An 18,393-nucleotide genomic window follows, 5' to 3' on the forward strand; every position below is an offset into this window, starting at 1 on the left:
GTCCCGTACGAACCCGCACGACCCCCTGTGCCCGGCGTCCGTTCAGACGCCGGGCACAGTCGTGTCATGGGGGCGGCCGATCGTGGGTACGGCCGTTCGGGTGACGTATGACGCACGGGCCGGACTCCGGCCGCCCCGGCGGAACATTAGACTCGACAAGCCCGGCAACAGCTCGATCAGCTTTTACTGCAAGGAGGCACGGGTGCCGCTGCTGACCCGCATCAGGGGACCGCGCGATCTGGACCGGCTCAGCCTGGAGGAGCTGGACCAGCTGGCAGGGGAGATCCGCACCTTCCTCGTGGACGCCGTCTCCAAGACCGGCGGCCACCTCGGCCCCAACCTCGGCGTGGTCGAGCTCACCCTCGCCCTGCACCGGGTCTTCGAGTCGCCCAAGGACAAGGTCCTGTGGGACACCGGACACCAGTCCTACGTGCACAAGCTGCTCACCGGCCGACAGGACTTCTCCCGGCTGAAGATGAAGGGCGGCCTGTCCGGCTACCCCTCGCAGGCCGAGTCCGAGCACGACGTCATCGAGAACAGCCACGCCTCCACGGTGCTCGGCTGGGCCGACGGCATCGCCAAGGCCAACCAGATCCTCGAACGCGACAGCCACGTCGTGGCGGTCATCGGCGACGGCGCGCTCACCGGCGGCATGGCCTGGGAGGCCCTGAACAACATCGCCGACGGGGACCGCCCCCTGGTCATCGTCGTCAACGACAACGAGCGCTCGTACGCGCCGACCATCGGCGGCCTCGCCAACCACCTCGCCACCCTGCGCACGACAGACGGTTACGAGCGTTTCCTCGCCCGCGGCAAGGACCTCCTCGAGCGCACGCCCGTCGTCGGCAAACCGCTCTACGAGACCCTGCACGGCGCCAAGAAGGGCCTGAAGGACTTCATCGCCCCCCAGGGCATGTTCGAGGACCTCGGCCTCAAGTACGTCGGACCGATCGACGGCCACGACATCGAGGCGCTGGAGTCCGCGCTGGCCCGCGCCAAGCGCTTCGGCGGCCCCGTGATCGTGCACTGCCTGACCGAGAAGGGCCGCGGCTACCAGCCCGCCCTCCAGGACGAGGCAGACCGCTTCCACGCCGTCGGCAAGATCCACCCCGACACCGGCCTGCCGATCGCCACCTCCGGCGCCGACTGGACGTCCGTCTTCGGCGACGAGATGGTCAGGCTCGGCGAGGAGCGCGCCGACATCGTCGCGATCACCGCCGCCATGCTCCAGCCGGTCGGCCTCGACAAGTTCGCCAAGGCCTTCCCCGACCGTGTCTACGACGTCGGCATCGCCGAGCAGCACGGCGCGGTGTCCGCGGCGGGCCTGGCCCACGGCGGAGTGCATCCGGTGTTCGCGGTGTACGCCACATTCCTCAATCGTGCCTTCGACCAGGTCCTCATGGACGTCGCCCTCCACAAGTGCGGTGTGACCTTCGTACTGGACCGGGCGGGAGTCACCGGCACCGACGGCGCCTCCCACAACGGCATGTGGGACATGTCCATCCTCCAGGTCGTCCCGGGCCTGCGGCTCGCCGCCCCGCGCGACGCCGACCAGGTCCGCGCCCAGCTGCGCGAGGCCGTCGCCGTCGACGACGCGCCGACCGTCGTCCGCTTCTCCAAGGGCGCCGTCGGCCCCGCCGTGCCCGCCGTGGGCCGCGTCGGCGGGATGGACGTGCTGCGCGAGAGCGGCGTCGACACCCCCGACGTACTGCTGGTCTCCGTCGGTGCGCTCGCCCCGATGTGCCTGGAGATCGCCACCCTCCTCGACCGGCAGGGCATCACCGCCACGGTCGTCGACCCGCGCTGGGTCAAGCCCGTCGACGAGGCCATGGCCCCGCTCGCCGAGCGGCACCGCGTGGTCGTCACCGTCGAGGACAACTCCCGCGTCGGCGGCGTCGGATCGGCGATCTCCCAGGCCCTGCGCGACGCGGGCGTCGACGTCCCGCTGCGCGACTTCGGCATCCCGCCCCGCTTCCTCGACCACGCCTCCCGCGCCGAGGTCATGGCCGAGATCGGCCTCACCGCGCCCGACATCGCGCGGCAGGTCACCGGCCTCGTCTCCAAGCTCGACGGACGGTACGGCAGCGCGGCCGCCGAGTCCGTGGAGCCCGCCCGCGACTGACACGGCCGCAGGCGACCCGAGCCGCCCGGATGGACCGGTTCCACCACTGTGAAGAGTGGTGGAACCGGTCCATTCGCGTTAACCGGCCCGCGGCGGGGCATACGGTCTACGCCCCCTCTCGATCATGTCGAGGACGACACAGCGTGGGAGGTACCCCGTGAGCAGCACCCTCTTCCGGACGAAGAAGGTCGAGCAGTCCATCCTCGATACCGAGGAGCCCGAGCACGCGCTCAAGAAATCCCTGTCCGCGCTCGACCTGACCGTCTTCGGCGTCGGCGTCATCATCGGCACCGGCATCTTCGTCCTCACCGGCACGGTCGCCAAGAACAACGCCGGCCCGGCCGTGGCCCTGGCCTTCGTGGTGGCCGGAGTCGTCTGCGCGCTCGCCGCGCTCTGCTACGCCGAGTTCGCCTCCACCGTCCCCGTTGCGGGCTCCGCGTACACCTTCTCCTACGCCTCCCTCGGCGAACTGCCCGCCTGGATCATCGGCTGGGACCTCGTCCTGGAGTTCGCGCTCGGCACCGCGGTGGTCGCCGTCGGCTGGTCCGGCTACATCGCCTCCCTGCTGGACAACGCCGGCTGGCACCTGCCGGCGGCGCTCGGCAGCCGCGACGGAGCCCACGGCTTCGGCTTCGACATCCTCGCCGCCGCGCTCGTCCTGGTGCTCACCGCCATCCTCGTGCTCGGCACCAAGCTCTCCGCGCGCGTGACCTCGATCGTGGTCGCCATCAAGGTGACGGTCGTGCTGACCGTGATCATCGCCGGCGCCTTCTTCATCAAGGGCGACAACTACGACCCGTTCATTCCCAAGGCGCAGGCCGTGGAGGCCGGCGGCGGCCTGAACTCCCCGCTCATCCAGCTGATGTTCGGCTGGGCCCCCTCCAACTTCGGCGTCATGGGCATCTTCACCGCCGCCTCGGTGGTGTTCTTCGCCTTCATCGGCTTCGACGTGGTCGCCACCGCCGCGGAGGAGACCAAGCACCCGCAGCGGGACATGCCCCGCGGCATCATCGGCTCCCTCATCATCTGCACCACCCTGTACGTACTGGTGTCGATCGTCGTCACGGGCATGGAGCACTACACCAAGCTGTCCATCACCGCCCCGCTCGCCGACGCCTTCAAGGCCACCGGACACCCCTGGTTCGCGGGCTTCATCAGCTTCGGCGCGGCCGTCGGCCTCACCACCGTCTGCATGATCCTGCTGCTGGGCCAGACCCGCGTCTTCTTCGCGATGAGCCGGGACGGACTGCTGCCCCGCTTCTTCTCCCACGTCCACCCGCGCTACAAGACCCCCCACCGGCCCACCGTCCTGCTCGGCGTGATCATCGCGATCGTCGCCGGCTTCACCCCGCTGAGCGAACTCGCCGAGCTGGTCAACATCGGCACCCTGTTCGCCTTCGTGGTCGTCGCGATCGGCGTGGTCCTCCTGCGCAGGTCCCGCCCCGACCTGCACCGAGCCTTCCGCACCCCGTGGGTGCCGTTCGTCCCGATCCTGTCGGTGCTCGCCTCGCTCTGGCTGATGCTCAACCTGCCCGCCGAGACCTGGCTGCGGTTCGGCATCTGGATGGTCATCGGATGCGTCGTCTACTTCCTCTACGGCCGCTCGCACAGCCGCCTCGCACGAGCCGATTCGCCCGCCGCCCCCACCCCGGGCCCGGGCGGCGCCGGCCCCGTATGACGCACACCCCCGAGCCCGGCTCCGACGGCTGCCCGCCCGGCGCCGGGCTCGCGGCCGCACCGCTTCGCCCCCGCGCCGTACGCCGTCGGCTCAGCCGCGTACCGCGCGCGGGCCCGTGACCTCCGCGCCGAGGTCCGTCACACGGCGGCGCAGCTCGCGGTCGGCGGTGACGACCAGACGGCGGCGGCCGGCGGCCTCGGCGACCAGTTCGACGATACGGTCGTCCCCGCTGCCGGGGGCCGCCTCCACCCGTACGCCCGGCGCGGACTCCACACCACGGGCCGTGCCCTCGACGACGAGGACGATGTCCACGGGCCCGGAGTGCCCCGGCAGTCCGTCCGCGACCAGCCGGTCGCGCAACCGCTCCGCCGCGCCCCGCCGGTCCCGCCACCATCCGTCGGGGACCGATCCGACGACGTTCGCGGCGTCGACGATCACGAGCAGCGCGGTGTTGTCGTCCATGCCGACCAGCGTCGCACGGACGGGAGCGACGGATGAGATCGGGCGGACGCGACCCGCGACGACCCCCGCGAGCACAGCACCCGCATCCCGGACTCGGTCAGGACCCGCGAACAGGGCCTGCGGACGGGAGCGACGCACGGGGGGCGACGGACGAGATCTGCGGACGAGATCGGCGCACGAGATCGGGGACGCGACCCGCAGCGGGCGTCCTCCGGCCCCCGGCATAAAGTGATCGGGTGAACGGCGACTGGCTCATACGCGGCCGCGACGGGCGGCTGGCTGTCTATGTGATGTCGGACGACGCCGTCCTGTGCCGGGCGGAACACGTCCCCGGCGGCCCCTGGGAGGCGCCCCGCCGGATAGGCGGGGACCAGGGACCGCGCCAGGTCCTCGCCGTCGGACAGGGCGCGAACGGTTACGCCCACCTGGCGTCCTGGCGGCCCACCGCGGGGGAGGCGGCGGCGCTGGTGCACTCGACGCACTTCCGGCCCCTCCTCGCCCCGCTGGACTGGTCCCCGGTCGGCCATCCCGACAAGAAGGGCGGCCGGACCGGAACGCCCGCGGTCGCCGTGGACGCCCAGGGACGCGCGCACGTCTTCGTCCGCAACGCCGGCGCCGGACTGTCCATGGTCGCCCAGAAGGAGAAGGGCGGCTGGGACCCCTGGCGCGACCTGAAGGGACAGGACGTCGAGGGGCCGCCCGCCGCGGCGGCGGGGGCCTCGGGCCGCGTAGAGGCGTTCGCCGTCGGGTCCGACGGTCTGCTGCACTGGCGGCAGGAGGAGCCGGGCGCCCAGCCGGTGCTGCGCGAGCCGGTCAAGACGCCCGTGCGGCCCGGCACGCTGCGGGCGCTGGCCACCTCGGCGGACCACGTCACGCTCTTCTACACGGACGACGCCGGCGACCTGTGCGCCTTGCGTCCCGGATCCGAGCCCGTCGCCCTGCTCGCCGCCGCCGGACCCGGCCCGGTCGCCGCGATCCGCACCCGGATCGACGACCACGACTGCACCCTGCTCGCCCAGCGCTCCGCGAGCGGCCGCGTCGCGTTCGCCGCCTATCCGACCGAACAGGAGTCGGCCGGCGCCTGGTGGACCGAGTCCGGCCCCCAACTGCCCGCCGACGCAGGCGTGGCGCTCGCGAAGGACCACGAGGACCGGGTGGTCGCGGCCGCCCTGTCCCCGTCGACCGGCCTGTTGCAGCTCACCCGCCGCAAGGACGAGCCGGGCCTGGCCCTCACGGCCTGGCAGACGGTCTGAGCCGGCCGGACCGCCCCCTCGGCGCCCAGCCCCCTCGCCCAGCGCCCCCCGGAAACCTGTGCGGGAGGCCACGCGGACAGGGAAACCGCAACTTCGACAAGCCCCCACCAGGGCGGCTACCTTCACCTGGCCTCCGGCGGCCGCCCACGGTCGGCCTTGGGTCTCCCATGGCCGAGGCGCCGGAGACGGAACGAGTCGGCACCTCCCACGAGCACATCGCGCGAGCACCCCCTACGAGCACGTCCCCCGGATCCCCGGCCCGCTGCGCAAGCCACCGACCCAGCTCTGCGCCCAGGCACCCCCGACCAGGAAGAGACACATGCCTCGTCTCGCTCTGTACACCTTCGGCGTCCTGAAGTCGCCTCTCGTCGATCCCGCACCGCTCACGCGCGACTTCTACGACGTCGGTGAGGCCGTCTACCAGAAGATCGGTCGGCACCCCGGTTACCTCGCGCACGCCGAAGCGGCACCCGGCGAACGGGGCACGCTCTTCGAGGCGGACTGGGGCGCGTGGGGACAGTTCGCCGTACCGGCCTGGTACGGCAAGGGCCGGACACGGGAGACCACCGCCCTGGCCGCGACCCTCTCCCTCTGGACCGGCCTGCGCCCCGCCTTCGACGCCGTCCACACCGGCCCGCACCGCGACGCGCTGAAAAGGCGTGCCGACTGGTTCGAGCGGACACCGCACCCGAATCACGCGTTCTGGTGGGTCCTTGACGGTGTGACACCCACCTGGCAGGACGGGGTTTCCCGGCTGGAGCACCTCGACGACCACGGCCCCGCGCCGCACGCCTTCACCTTCCACCGCCCGTTCGCCCCGGACGGAACCCCGACCGGGATCAGAGGCATCGGGCCGACGAGCGACCGGGTCCACTGACTCGGTGACAGGTCGTCGCCCGTCCAGGGCCACGGCCGTCCAGCCGTCGTGCCGGCCACCCGTCCAGCCGTCGAGGCGTCCACGCCGGCCAGTCGGTTAGGGCGAGGGCTCCACGAGAGAGGGCCCCCGCCGTGAGCGGAGGCCCTCTTCACGTCGCCCTGCCCCCGGAGACCGGAGACGGGCCGTAAGCGGTTACGACTGTTACGGTCCGTTGCAGCCGTTGCAGCCGTTTCGGCCGCAGCAACTCTTACGGCAGCGGTTACGCCGGCACCGACGCGACACCCGGCGCCAGGAACTTCTTGCCGTTCACCCGCTCGGAGACGCCCTCGCGGTCCAGGTACGGCGTGATGCCGCCCAGGTGGAAGGGCCAGCCGGCGCCGGTGATGAGGCACAGGTCGATGTCCTGGGCCTCGGCGACGACGCCCTCGTCGAGCATGAGCCCGATCTCCTGCGCCACCGCGTCCAGGACGCGGGCCCGCACCTGCTCCTCGGTCAGGACGCTGTCGCCCTGCTGCAGGAGCGCCGAGACCTCCGGGTCCAGCTCCGGCTTGCCGCTGTCGTACACGTAGAAGCCGCGCTTGCCCGCCTTGACGACGGCCGCGAGGTTCGGGGAGACCGTGAAACGGTCCGGGAACGCGCGATTGAGCGTTTCCGAGACGTGCAGACCGATCGCGGGGCCCACCAGCTCGAGCAGCACCAGCGGGGACATCGGCAGGCCGAGCGGCTCCACCGCCTTCTCCGCGACCTCGACCGGGGTGCCCTCGTCGATGACGCTCTGCACCTCGCCCATGAAACGGGTGAGAATGCGGTTCACGACGAACGCCGGGGCGTCCTTCACCAGCACCGCGGTCTTCTTCAGCTTCTTGGCGACGGCGAAGGCCGTGGCCAGCGAGGCGTCGTCGGTCTGCTCGCCGCGGACGATCTCCAGCAGCGGCAGGATCGCGACCGGGTTGAAGAAGTGGAAGCCCACGACCCGCTCGGGGTGCTTCAGCTTCGACGCCATCTCGGAGACCGACAGCGAGGAGGTGTTCGTCGCGAAGATCGCGTGCGCCGGGGCGACCGCCTCGACCTCCGCGAACACCTGCTGCTTGACGCCGATCTCCTCGAACACGGCCTCGATGACGAAGTCCGCGTCGGAGAAGCCCTCGGCCTTGTCCAGCACACCGGACACCAGCGCCTTGAGGCGATTGGCCTTGTCCTGGTTGACACGGCCCTTGGCGAGCAGCTTGTCGATCTCGGCGTGGACGTAGCCCACGCCCTTGTCGACGCGCTCCTGGTCGATGTCGGTCAGCACGACCGGCACTTCGAGGCGGCGCAGGAACAGCAGCGCGAGCTGCGAGGCCATCAGGCCCGCGCCCACCACGCCGACCTTGGTGACCGGACGGGCCAGGGACTTGTCCGGGGCGCCGGCCGGACGCTTGCCGCGCTTCTGCACCAGGTTGAACGCGTAGATGCCGGAGCGCAGTTCACCGCCCATGATCAGGTCGGCGAGCGCGACGTCCTCGGCGTCGTAGCCCTGCTGGAGGTCGCCGTTCTTGGCGGCGGCGATGATGTCCAGCGCGCGGTAGGCGGCCGGGGCGGCCCCGTGCACCTTGCTGTCCGCGACGAACCGGCCGCGTGCGACGGCCTGGTCCCACGCCTCGCCGCGGTCGATCACCGGGCGCTCGACGACGATCTCGCCCTTGAGGACGGACGCCGTCCAGATCAGCGACTGCTCCAGGAAGTCGGCGCCCTCGAACAGGGCGTCGGCGATGCCCAGTTCGTAGACCTGCACGCCCTTGAGCTGCTTGTTCTGGTTGAGCGAGTTCTCGATGATCACCGAGACGGCCTTGTCCGCGCCGATCAGGTTCGGCAGCAGGGTGCAGCCGCCCCAGCCGGGGACCAGACCGAGGAAGACCTCGGGCAGCGAGAACGCGGGCAGCGCCGCGGACACCGTGCGGTACCGGCAGTGCAGACCGACCTCGACGCCGCCGCCCATCGCCGCGCCGTTGTAGTACGCGAACGTCGGCGCCGCGAGACCCGCGAGGCGCTTGAAGACCTCGTGGCCGCCCTTGCCGATGGCGAGCGCGTCCTTGTGCTCCTTGAGGAGCTCGACGCCCTTCAGATCCGCGCCGACGGCGAAGATGAACGGCTTGCCGGTGACGCCGACGCCGACGATCTCGCCCGCCGCGGCCTCCTTCTCGACCTGGTCGATCGCCAGGTCGAGGTTGGCCAGCGACTGCGGGCCGAAGGTGGTCGGCTTGGTGTGGTCGAAACCGTTGTCCAGCGTGATCAGGGCGAAGCGCCCCGCGCCGAACGGCAGGTCCAGGTGGCGTACGTGCGCCTGCGTGACGACCTCGTCCGGGAACAGCTCGGCCGCGCCCTTCAGAAGCTCAGCGGTGGTGGTGCTCACTTGTCGCCTCCGTCGAAGTGCGGGTTCTCCCAGATGACCGTCGCGCCCATGCCGAAGCCGACGCACATCGTGGTCAGGCCGTAGCGGACGCCCGGCTGCTCCTCGAACTGGCGGGCCAGCTGCGTCATCAGACGGACGCCGGAGGAGGCGAGCGGGTGGCCGAAGGCGATCGCGCCGCCGTACTGGTTGACGCGCTCGTCGTCGTCGGCGATGCCGTAGTGGTCGAGGAAGGCCAGCACCTGGACGGCGAAGGCCTCGTTGATCTCGAACAGACCGATGTCCGAGATGGACAGACCCGCCTGCGCGAGGGCCTTCTCGGTGGCCGGGATCGGGCCGTAGCCCATGACCTCCGGCTCGACGCCCGCGAAGGAGTACGCGACGAGGCGCATCTTGACCGGCAGGCCGTTCTCCCGAGCGAAGTCCTCGGAAGCGATCAGGGAAGCGGTTGCGCCGTCGTTCAGGCCGGCCGCGTTTCCGGCGGTGACCCGGCCGTGCACACGGAACGGGGTCTTGAGACCGGAGAGGTTCTCCAGCGTCGTCCCCGGACGCATCGGTTCGTCGGCGGTGACCAGGCCCCAGCCCGTCTCACCGGCCTCCGGGTTGGTGCGGCGCACCGAGACCGGCACCAGGTCGGCCTGGATCTTGCCGTTGGCGTACGCCTTGGCGGCCTTCTCCTGGGAGCGCACCGCGTACTCGTCGGCGCGCTGCTTGGTGATCTGGGGGTAGCGGTCGTGCAGGTTCTCCGCCGTCATGCCCATGAACAGGGCGGACTCGTCGACCAGCTTCTCGCTGACGAACCGCGGGTTGGGGTCCACGCCCTCGCCCATCGGGTGGCGGCCCATGTGCTCGACGCCGCCGGCCACGGCGACGTCGTACGCGCCGAAGGCGACCGAGCCGGCGACCGAGGTGACGGCCGTCAGGGCGCCGGCGCACATACGGTCGATGGAGTAACCGGGCACCGAGGTCGGCAGCCCCGCCAGGATGCCGGCGGTGCGGCCGATGGTCAGGCCCTGGTCGCCGATCTGCGTGGTCGCCGCGATGGCGACCTCGTCGATCTTCGCGGGGTCCAGGCCGGGGTTGCGGCGCAGCAGCTCCCGGATCGCCTTGACGACGAGGTCGTCGGCGCGGGTCTCGTGGTAGATGCCCTTCGGGCCCGCCTTGCCGAACGGGGTACGGACGCCGTCTACGAAGACGACGTCCCTGACGGTACGAGGCACGATGGCTCTCCTCCAGGGTGCGGGATGGCACTGCTGCGACACGCAAGCGCTGAGCACGCGCTCAGCGCCCATGCTACTTGTGGGTAACGTAGCTGCACACCCCTCCCGGGAGGAGCGGCGAACGTCACACCCGAAGAGTCTGCGCGATCACTCCGGCTCAGGCCCGCGGCGGGGCCGTCGAGCCCCTCGGCGTGAGTACCGGAGTCGGCACCGGATGCGACCCGGGACCCGCCCCCGTGAGCACCCCGAACAGCGTCCGCGCGGCCTCCGCGCCGAAACCGTGCACGTCATGGCTCATCGCGGAGAGCGTCGGATGAGTGAGCCGGCACAGCTGCGAGTCGTCCCAGGCGAGCAGGGAGACGTCACCCGGCACGGCGAGCCCCATCTCGGCCGCCACCGCCAGCCCCGCCACCGCCATGATGTCGTTGTCGTAAACGATTGCCGTAGGGCGGTCCGGCGGGGCGGCGGTCAGCATCGACCGAGTGGCCCGCGCCCCCGCCTCCCCGGAGTAGTCCGTCGCGACCTGCCGGGCGCCGGCCAGCCCGAGACGCCGCGCCGCCGCGTCGAACGCGGCCGTCCGCATCACCGTGTGCCCGAGCGACGCCGCGCCCCCCACCCGGGCGATCCGCCGGTGCCCGAGCGCCGCGAGGTAGCGCACCGCCTCCGTCACGGCCGTCGCGTCGTCGGTCCACACCGAGGTCAGGCCCCCGGTCAGCGAAGGATGCCCGACGGCGACCACCGGCATCCCGAGCCGCTCGACCGTCGCCACCCGGGGATCGTCCGCCCGGAAGTCCACCAGGATCGACCCGCCGATCTGCCGGCCCCGCCACCACGACTCCTGAAGCCCCGCCTCCTCCTCGACGCTGCGCACCAGCCGCAGCAGCAACGAGCAGGAATGCTCGGTCAGCACGCTCTCCACCCCGGAGACGAAGTCCATGTAGAACGGCTCCAGACCCAGCATCCGGGCCGGCCGGCAGATCGCGAGACCCACCACGTCCACCCGCGAGCTCGACAGCGACCGGGCCGTCAGGTTCGGTTCCCAGCCCAGCTCCCGCGCCGCGGCGAAGATCCGGTCCCGGGTCGCGTCCGACAGCCCCGGCTTGCGGTTGAACGCGAGGGACACCGCGCCCTTGGACACCCCCGCGCGCGCGGCGACGTCCTTGATGGTGACCCGGGACGCCGGGGAGGCGGTCATCGCGGTGGCTCCTGGCAGTGAAGCGCGGCCCGGGCGGCTGCGGCGTCCGGATTCTCCCAGCCCCGCACGCCGATGGTCACCCGTTCCCCGGGGAGCAGCGTGACGAGACCGCGGTCGGCCCGCGCCCCCGGGTCGAGCCGGTCGGCCTGCAGCAGCAGGTCCCGCACCAGGGTCCGCGCGACAACGGTGACGCCGTCCGGGCCCACGGACACGTCGAACTCGGGCTGCGGCCAGGGGATCTCCCGGTCCGGCGCCGGGAAGTGCACGGCCCGCAGCGCGCCCCCGCCCGCACGGCCCGTGTCGGCCCCGCCGGTGCGCAACGGCGCCGACGCGTCCGCCACCAGGAACTCCTTCGGCCCGTCGGGCTCCAGCCCGGCCGGCACCGGCGCCAGCCCCACCTCCCGTGCGCCCACCGCCAGGTGCAGCTCGGCGGAGCCGATCACCTCGCCCTCGACGGACAGCCGGCGCAGCCTCAGCGTGCCCGCCCACCGGTCCCCGCACTGGTTGACGGCGGCCACCACCATCCGCCCCTCGCGCACCTGCACCGTGAGCAACCGGTCCGCGTACAGCCGCCGCAACTCGTGATAGAGCGGTTTCTCCCGCCCGTCCCCGTCGATCGCCGACCACGACGTCACCGGCCAGCAGTCGTTGAGCTGCCAGACGATCGTGCCCGCGCACACCGGCCAGTGCGACCGCCAGTGCTCGATCCCGGCCGCCACCGCCCGCACCTGGTTGACCTGGGTCAGATAGTGCCACCGGTCGAAGTCCCCGTGGGGCAGGGCGAAATGCGGGGCGAGACCCCGCTCCAGCTTGCCGTCGCCGTCCTCCGCCTTCTGGTGGTGGAGCATGCCGCGGGAGTCCGCCGCCAGCTCCTCGCCCGGCAGCGCCCGCCGCAGCGTGGCGTACGCGGGCGGCGCCTGCCAGCCGAACTCGGCCACGAACCGCGGCACTTCACTGCGGTACTCGGCGTAGTCCCGCCGGTTCCACACCTCCCACGAGTGGTGCGTGCCGTGCGCCGGATCGTTCGGATGGCGCTCCCAGGACCCCGACCACGGGCTGCCCGCCGTGTACGGCCGCGTCGGATCCAGCTCGGCGACCACTCTCGGCAGCACCCCCAGGTAGTAGCCCTCGCCCCAGGAATCCCCGCCGAGACGCTCCTCCCAGCCCCAGTCCCGGAAACCCCACAGATTCTCGTTGTTGCCGTTCCACAACACGAGCGAGGGATGCGGCATCAGCCGTACGACGTTCTCCCGGGCCTCCGCCTCCACCTCCGACCGCAACGGCTGCTCCTCGGGGTAGGCCGCGCACGCGAACGGGAAGTCCTGCCAGACCAGCAGCCCCAGCTCGTCGCAGGCGTCGTAGAAGTCCTCGCTCTCGTAGATGCCGCCGCCCCACACCCGGACCAGGTCGACCCCCGCGTCGGCCGCCTGCCGCAACCGCTTCCGGTAACGCTCCCGGGTCACCCGGGAGGGAAACACGTCGTCCGGGATCCAGTTCACCCCCCGCGCGAAGAGCCGCTCCCCGTTGACCACGAGGGTGAAACCGCTCCCGTGCGCATCGGCGGACGTGTCCAGCTCGACGCTGCGGAAACCGACCCGCCGCCGCCAGACGTCGAGCGGCGCGCTTCCGTGGTGCAGCGTCAACTCCACGTCGTGCAGAGCCTGTTCGCCGTAGCCTCGGGGCCACCACAGGTCGGCGTCCGGCACCTCCACCCGTACCACGCCCTGTGTGCCCGTCACCTCGGCACGCGCCCGCCGTCCCCCCACCCGGGCCTCCAGCACGAGACCCGCCTCCACCCGGGTCCGCTCCACCTCCACCCGCAACTCGACGACGCCGACGCCCCCCTCGACCGTCACCAGCGGGCGCACCCGGGCGAGCCGCGCCGTCGACCAGCGCTCCAGCCGCACCGGCCGCCAGATCCCGGCCGTCACCAGCGTGGGCCCCCAGTCCCAGCCGAACGAGCAGGCCATCTTGCGCAGGTACTGGTACGGCTCCGGGTAGGCCCCGGGACGGTCGCCGACCTTGCCCCGCACGGCCTCCGCCTCGGCGTACGCGGAGACGAACCGGACGGCCAGGGCGCCGCTGAGGCCCGTCACGTCGAAGCGGTACGCGCGGTGCATGTTCCGCACCCGGCCGAGGAGACGACCGTCCAAGGTGATCTCGGCGACCGTGTCGAGCCCGTCGAAGACCAGATCGGTCTGCTCGTGCCCCGAGGACACGGACGACACCTGCGTCTCGTACGTCCACTCCCGCCGGCCCACCCACGCGACCTCGGTCTCGGCCCGCCCCAGGAACGGGTCCGGGATCACCCCGGCGGCGAGCAGATCGGTGTGCACACAGCCCGGCACCACGGCCGGCAGCCTCCTGTCCCCGTGCCGCAACTGCCATCCGTCGTCGAGTGACGAGGCCTCCAGCATGCGCACTCCCTAAACCGGTCAAGCCCGCAAGTGAACGCTGTTTCAACCTCGTTGGCGGGAATCTGACTTTACCGGTTGAGAAAGCGCTGTCAGAGTGCCGAATCAGCCAACCCGCTCTCCCCGACCCACCCGCACGTGCTCATCCGTCCCACGAACGGAAGTGATGCACATGAACCGCCGCACCATCCACGTCCTCGCCACGATCGCCGCGGCCGCCCTGCTGCTCCCCGGCTGCACCGGCGCCGGAGGAAGCACGAAGGGCGCGGACGCCGAGGCGCCCGACGACCCGGCCGAGGTCAGCGGATCCATCACGGTCCTCACCGTGCGGACCGACCTCGTGCAGGACGGCACGATGAAGAAGTACGCCGCCGCGTTCAACAGGACCTATCCCAAGGTCAAGGTGGAGTTCCAGGCCCTCACCAACTACGAGGCCGAGATCAAGATCCGTATGAACACGGAGGACTACGGCGACGTCCTGCTGATCCCCGCGGTCATCAAGAAGAACGACTACCCGAAGTTCTTTGCCTCGCTCGGCACCGCCGCCGAGCGCAGCAAGAAATACCGTTTCACCGACTTCACCACCGTCAGCGGCAAGGTCTACGGCCAGAGCCCGGTCGGCGTGATGCCCGGCTTCGTCTACAACAAGCGGATCTGGAAGGAGGCCGGGGTCACCGCGTGGCCCACCACCCCGGCCGAGTTCCTCGCCGGGCTCAAGGCGATCAAGGCCAAGACCGACGCGGTGCCGTACTACACCAACTTCGCCGCGCAGTGGCCGCTCACCTCGTGGACCTACGTCGACGGCTCGGTGCACTGCGACCCGCAGGCGACCACGAAGCTGGCCGAGGGCGACCCGTGGGCGCAGGGCTCCGACCTGCGCGTCGGCGACACGCTCCTGTACGACATCGTCAAGCAGGGCCTCGCCGAGAAGGACCCCACCACCAGCAACTGGGAGGAGTCCAAGCCCCGCACGGCCAAGGGCGAGATCGCCACCCAGTGGCTCGGCACCTGGGCGATCATCCAGTTCCAGGACGCCGCCAAGAAGGCCGGCGTGAACCCGGACGACATCGGTTTCATGCCGTTTCCCGCGCAGACGGGCGGGGCGTACTGCGCGACCGTCGGCCCCGACTACAACCAGGCCGTCAACGTGCACTCGAAGCACAAGGAGGCGGCCCGCGCCTGGATCGACTGGTTCACCGACAAGTCCGGCTACGACAAGGACAACCTGGCCATCTCCCCCCTCAAGGACGCGGCGATGCCCACGGTGCTGAAGCCCTACGAGGACGCGGGCGTCAAGCTCATCGAGCTGGACGACTCCGCGGGCGCGAAGGTCAAGCTCATCGACGACAGGTCCGAGGTCGGCGTCTTCAAGCCCGAGTACCGCCAGGACCTGGTCGACCTCGCGCGCGGCGCGAAGAAGGGCAGCCTCGACGACTTCCTCTCCGGGCTCGGCAAGAAGTGGGCCGACGCACAGGCGAACGTGGGCGACCGATGACGCACGCGGGCGCCCACACCCCGGCGCGGGGCTTCGGGAAGGCCCCCGCCGAGGGCCCCGAGGGCCCTGAGGAGGCCGAGTCCGAGGCCGTGGCGCGGGTCTCGGGGCGCGCCGCCCCGTCGGCGGCGCCGCGCCGCACGCGCACCTGGCGGCTGCTGACCCCCTGGCTGTTCCTGCTCGCCCCGCTCACCCTGCTGATCACGTTCACCTACGCGCCGATCGCCAACATGATCGCCTACAGCTTCACCGACTGGGACGGAGTGAGTCCCGAACTGCACTACACCGGCGCGGAGAACTACGCGGAGATCTTCACCAGGGAGGACCTCTTCCAGGTGTTCTGGGTGAGCGGTTACTACCTGGCCGCCTCGGTGATCCAGATCGTCGCCGCGCTGTACTTCGCGACCGTGCTGAGTTTCAGCGTCCGTTTCCGGAACTTCTTCAAGGGCGTGCTCTTCTTCCCGTCCCTGGTCAACGGCGTGGCCATCGGTTTCGTCTTCCTCTACTTCTTCCAGGACGGCGGGACCCTCGACACGGTGCTGGGCCTGTTCGGCCACCACACCGACCGCGCCTGGCTGGGCACGCCCGAGTCGGCGAACGTCTCGCTCGCCGGCGTCTCGATCTGGCGCTACCTCGGCATGAACTTCGTGCTGTTCCTCGGCGCGATCCAGTCCATCCCGGGGGAGCTGTACGAGGCGGCCGAGCTGGACGGCGCGGGCCGGTGGCACCAGTTCCGCTATGTCATCCTCCCCGGCATCAAGCCGGTGCTGACCCTGACGGTGATCCTCTCCGTCTCCGGCTCCCTGTCGGCCTTCGAGATCCCGTACATCATGACCGGCGGGGCGACCGGCACCGAGACCTTCGTGATCCAGACCGTCAAGCTGGCCTTCCAGTTCAACAAGACGGGGCTCGCCTCGGCGGCGGCCGTGGTGCTGTTGCTGATCATCCTGCTGGTCACCTGGGTGCAGCGACGCCTCGTCCCCGACGACAGGGTGGACCTCGTATGACGCGCCGAGCCGTTGCCCGCGCCCTCGTGTACCTGTCGCTGATCGGGGCGGCCCTGGTGGTGCTGCTCCCGCTGGGCGTCGTCGTCCTGACGTCCCTGAAGACCGAGAACGAGACGGCGTCCGGCAGCGGAGCGCTCACGCTCCCGGACGACCCGCTCAACTTCGACAACTACGTGACGGCGTTCCGGGACGGCGGGATGCTCACGGCGTTCGGCAACACCGCCTTCATCCTGCTGGTCTCCGTCGGCGGAACCGTTCTCATCGGATCCATGACGGCGTATGCGATCGACCGTTTCACTTTCCGTTTCCGGAAACTGGTGATCGCCCTGTTCCTGGTCGCCGCACTGGTCCCCGGGGTGACCACCCAGGTGGCCACCTTCCAGATCGTCCACAGCCTCGGCATGTTCGACACCCGCTGGGCGCCGATCGCCCTCTACATGGGCACGGACATCGTCTCGATCTACATTTTCCTGCAGTTCGTGCGATCGATCCCGATCTCCCTGGACGAAGCGGCCCGCCTCGACGGCGCCAACGCGTTCACGATCTACCGGAAGATCATCTTTCCGTTGCTGAAACCGGCGATCGCGACGGTCGTGATCGTGAAGGGAATCGCCGTCTACAACGACTTCTACATCCCTTTCCTCTACATGCCGTCACAAGATCTTGGCGTGATCTCGACGTCGCTGTTCCGCTTCAAGGGCCCCTACGCCGCCCACTGGGAAACGATCTCGGCAGGAGCGGTGCTCGTCATCCTGCCGACCCTGATCGTCTTCCTCGCCCTGCAGAAATACATCTACAACGGTTTCACAAGAGGAGCGACGAGGTGACCTGCCCACGGCCGCAGCACGGCCGCAGCACGGGCGGCCGTGCCGCCCGCCTGCGACCGGCATGCCCTGCACGACGCCCGCCGCGCTCACTCGCCCTTGTCCGATGTGTCTGACTTATCCGACAGTGCTGCGGCCAGCACCGGCGCGACCTGCTCCACCTGCCAGGGACGCGCTCCGTATCCGGCGAGCGCCCTGGTCACCGCGTCCGGGTCGGCCGCCGGAGGCTCCCAGCAGACCCGCCGCACCGCGTCCGGCGCGATGAGGTTCTCCTGCGGCATGTTCAGCTCCTCGGCCAGAGCCGACACCGCCGACCTCGCCGCGCTGAGCCGGGCGGCGGCCGCGGGGTCCTTGTCGGCCCAGGCGCGCGGCGGCGGCGGGCCCGTCACCGGCTGTCCCGGCTGGGGGAGCTGCGACTCGCCCAGCGCCTTCGCCCGGTCGACCGCCGCCTGCCACTGCTCCAGCTGCCGCCGCCCCATCCGGTGCCCGAATCCGGCCAGTGCGGCCAGCGCGTGCGCGTTCGCCGGGAGGGAGAGCGCGGCCTCCACGATGGCCGCGTCCGACAGCACCTTGCCCGGCGACACGTCGCGCCGCCGGGCGATCCGGTCCCGGGCCTCCCACAGCTCCCGCACGACGCCCAGCTGCCGCCGCCGGCGCACCTTGTGCATCCCGGACGTACGCCGCCAGGGGTCCTTGCGGGGCTCGGGCGGCGGGGCGGAGGCGATCGCGTGGAACTCCTGACGGGCCCAGTCGAGCTTGCCCTGCCGGTCCAGCTCCTTCTCCAGCGCGTCGCGCAGGTCGACCAGGAGCTCCACGTCCAGGGCCGCGTAGCGCAGCCAGGGCTCGGGAAGCGGCCGGGTCGACCAGTCCACCGCGGAGTGACCCTTCTCCAGGACGTAGCCCAGTACGCCCTCCACCATCGCGCCGAGGCCGACCCGCGGGAACCCGGCGAGCCGTCCGGCCAGCTCGGTGTCGAACAGCCGCGTCGGCACCATGCCTATCTCCCGCAGGCACGGCAGGTCCTGGGTGGCCGCGTGCAGCACCCACTCCGCGTCGGACAGCGCCGCGCCGAGCGCGGAGAGGTCGGGACAGGCCACCGGGTCGATCAGCGCGCTGCCGGCGCCCTCGCGGCGCAGCTGCACCAGATAGGCGCGCTGTCCGTAGCGGTACCCGGAGGCGCGCTCGGCGTCGACGGCGACCGGTCCGGAGCCTGCGGCGAAGGCGGCGACGGCCGCGGCGAGGGAGGCCTCGTCGGCGATCACGTCAGGAATGCCCTCGCGTGGCTCGAGCAGAGGTGTCGGCACCCCGGAAGCAGTGGATCCGCCTTCGTCCGGAGGGGCGCCTCCGGTGGTTCGCAGTGAACTGGCTGCTGCGGTTTCTTGGGCGTCGGTCACCTGTCAAGGGTATCCGTGTATCGACGCCGCCCGCCGACGGAACGTTCCGTCGGCAGGTGGGTAGAG

General features: G+C 71.0%; 13 protein-coding genes. 7 read left to right on the forward strand and 6 right to left on the reverse strand.

Annotation, left to right across the window (positions count from 1 at the left end; translation table 11 throughout):
- The first annotated feature begins 202 nt into the window (after positions 1 to 202).
- Positions 203 to 2,122 (forward strand): 1-deoxy-D-xylulose-5-phosphate synthase, encoded by a 1,920-nt coding sequence (dxs, locus tag ABT300_RS01785; RefSeq protein ID WP_351670645.1) that lies wholly within the window; start codon positions 203 to 205, stop codon positions 2,120 to 2,122.
- Between the two features lie 157 nt (positions 2,123 to 2,279).
- Positions 2,280 to 3,800: an amino acid permease gene (locus ABT300_RS01790; RefSeq protein WP_351670589.1), complete on the forward strand. Its 1,521-nt coding sequence runs from the start codon at positions 2,280 to 2,282 to the stop codon at positions 3,798 to 3,800.
- A 90-nt stretch (positions 3,801 to 3,890) separates the two neighbouring features.
- Here the strand turns inward: ABT300_RS01790 and ABT300_RS01795 are convergent, their stop codons facing one another.
- The gene (locus ABT300_RS01795; RefSeq protein WP_351670592.1) at positions 3,891 to 4,262 is read right to left on the reverse strand and encodes a PIN domain-containing protein; all 372 of its coding nucleotides are present in this window, start codon (positions 4,260 to 4,262) and stop codon (positions 3,891 to 3,893) included.
- A 236-nt stretch (positions 4,263 to 4,498) separates the two neighbouring features.
- Between ABT300_RS01795 and ABT300_RS01800 the strand changes: the two genes are divergently transcribed.
- Both ABT300_RS01800 and ABT300_RS01805 read left to right on the forward strand, forming a co-directional pair.
- A complete protein-coding gene (locus ABT300_RS01800; RefSeq protein WP_351670595.1) occupies positions 4,499 to 5,515 on the forward strand; it encodes a DUF8189 domain-containing protein in 1,017 nt (338 codons plus the stop codon).
- 319 nt (positions 5,516 to 5,834) lie between these two features.
- The gene (locus ABT300_RS01805) at positions 5,835 to 6,392 is read left to right on the forward strand and encodes a DUF3291 domain-containing protein (protein WP_351670598.1); all 558 of its coding nucleotides are present in this window, start codon (positions 5,835 to 5,837) and stop codon (positions 6,390 to 6,392) included.
- 259 nt (positions 6,393 to 6,651) lie between these two features.
- Here ABT300_RS01805 and ABT300_RS01810 read toward each other — a convergent pair whose 3' ends face one another.
- The 4 genes from ABT300_RS01810 to ABT300_RS01825 all read right to left on the reverse strand — a co-directional run bounded on the left by ABT300_RS01810 (position 6,652) and on the right by ABT300_RS01825 (position 13,613).
- Complete coding sequence (locus ABT300_RS01810) at positions 6,652 to 8,784, reverse strand: 3-hydroxyacyl-CoA dehydrogenase NAD-binding domain-containing protein (RefSeq protein WP_351670601.1); 2,133 nt, start codon at positions 8,782 to 8,784, stop codon at positions 6,652 to 6,654.
- The gene (locus ABT300_RS01815; protein ID WP_319278193.1) at positions 8,781 to 10,001 is read right to left on the reverse strand and encodes a thiolase family protein; all 1,221 of its coding nucleotides are present in this window, start codon (positions 9,999 to 10,001) and stop codon (positions 8,781 to 8,783) included. The genes ABT300_RS01810 and ABT300_RS01815 overlap by 4 nt, the downstream gene beginning before the upstream one ends.
- A gap of 157 nt (positions 10,002 to 10,158) precedes the next feature.
- Complete coding sequence (locus ABT300_RS01820; protein ID WP_351670605.1) at positions 10,159 to 11,196, reverse strand: LacI family DNA-binding transcriptional regulator; 1,038 nt, start codon at positions 11,194 to 11,196, stop codon at positions 10,159 to 10,161.
- Complete coding sequence (locus tag ABT300_RS01825; protein WP_351670608.1) at positions 11,193 to 13,613, reverse strand: glycoside hydrolase family 2 protein; 2,421 nt, start codon at positions 13,611 to 13,613, stop codon at positions 11,193 to 11,195. Before ABT300_RS01825 ends, ABT300_RS01820 begins: the two co-directional genes overlap by 4 nt.
- 169 nt (positions 13,614 to 13,782) lie before the next feature.
- Between ABT300_RS01825 and ABT300_RS01830 the strand changes: the two genes are divergently transcribed.
- From ABT300_RS01830 to ABT300_RS01840, 3 genes are read left to right on the forward strand one after another with little or no spacing between them, the layout of a single operon-like run.
- The gene (locus ABT300_RS01830; RefSeq protein ID WP_351670612.1) at positions 13,783 to 15,105 is read left to right on the forward strand and encodes an extracellular solute-binding protein; all 1,323 of its coding nucleotides are present in this window, start codon (positions 13,783 to 13,785) and stop codon (positions 15,103 to 15,105) included.
- Positions 15,102 to 16,109: a carbohydrate ABC transporter permease gene (locus ABT300_RS01835; protein ID WP_351670615.1), complete on the forward strand. Its 1,008-nt coding sequence runs from the start codon at positions 15,102 to 15,104 to the stop codon at positions 16,107 to 16,109. The genes ABT300_RS01830 and ABT300_RS01835 overlap by 4 nt, the downstream gene beginning before the upstream one ends.
- Positions 16,106 to 16,936 (forward strand): carbohydrate ABC transporter permease, encoded by an 831-nt coding sequence (locus ABT300_RS01840; RefSeq protein WP_351670618.1) that lies wholly within the window; start codon positions 16,106 to 16,108, stop codon positions 16,934 to 16,936. Before ABT300_RS01835 ends, ABT300_RS01840 begins: the two co-directional genes overlap by 4 nt.
- 86 nt (positions 16,937 to 17,022) lie before the next feature.
- Here the strand turns inward: ABT300_RS01840 and ABT300_RS01845 are convergent, their stop codons facing one another.
- The gene (locus ABT300_RS01845) at positions 17,023 to 18,327 is read right to left on the reverse strand and encodes an HRDC domain-containing protein (RefSeq protein ID WP_351670621.1); all 1,305 of its coding nucleotides are present in this window, start codon (positions 18,325 to 18,327) and stop codon (positions 17,023 to 17,025) included.
- Positions 18,328 to 18,393 lie beyond the last annotated feature (66 nt).

The sequence above is a fragment of the Streptomyces sp. NPDC001027 genome, assembly GCF_040299045.1.
In the GTDB taxonomy this organism is placed as follows: Bacteria; Actinomycetota; Actinomycetes; order Streptomycetales; family Streptomycetaceae; genus Streptomyces.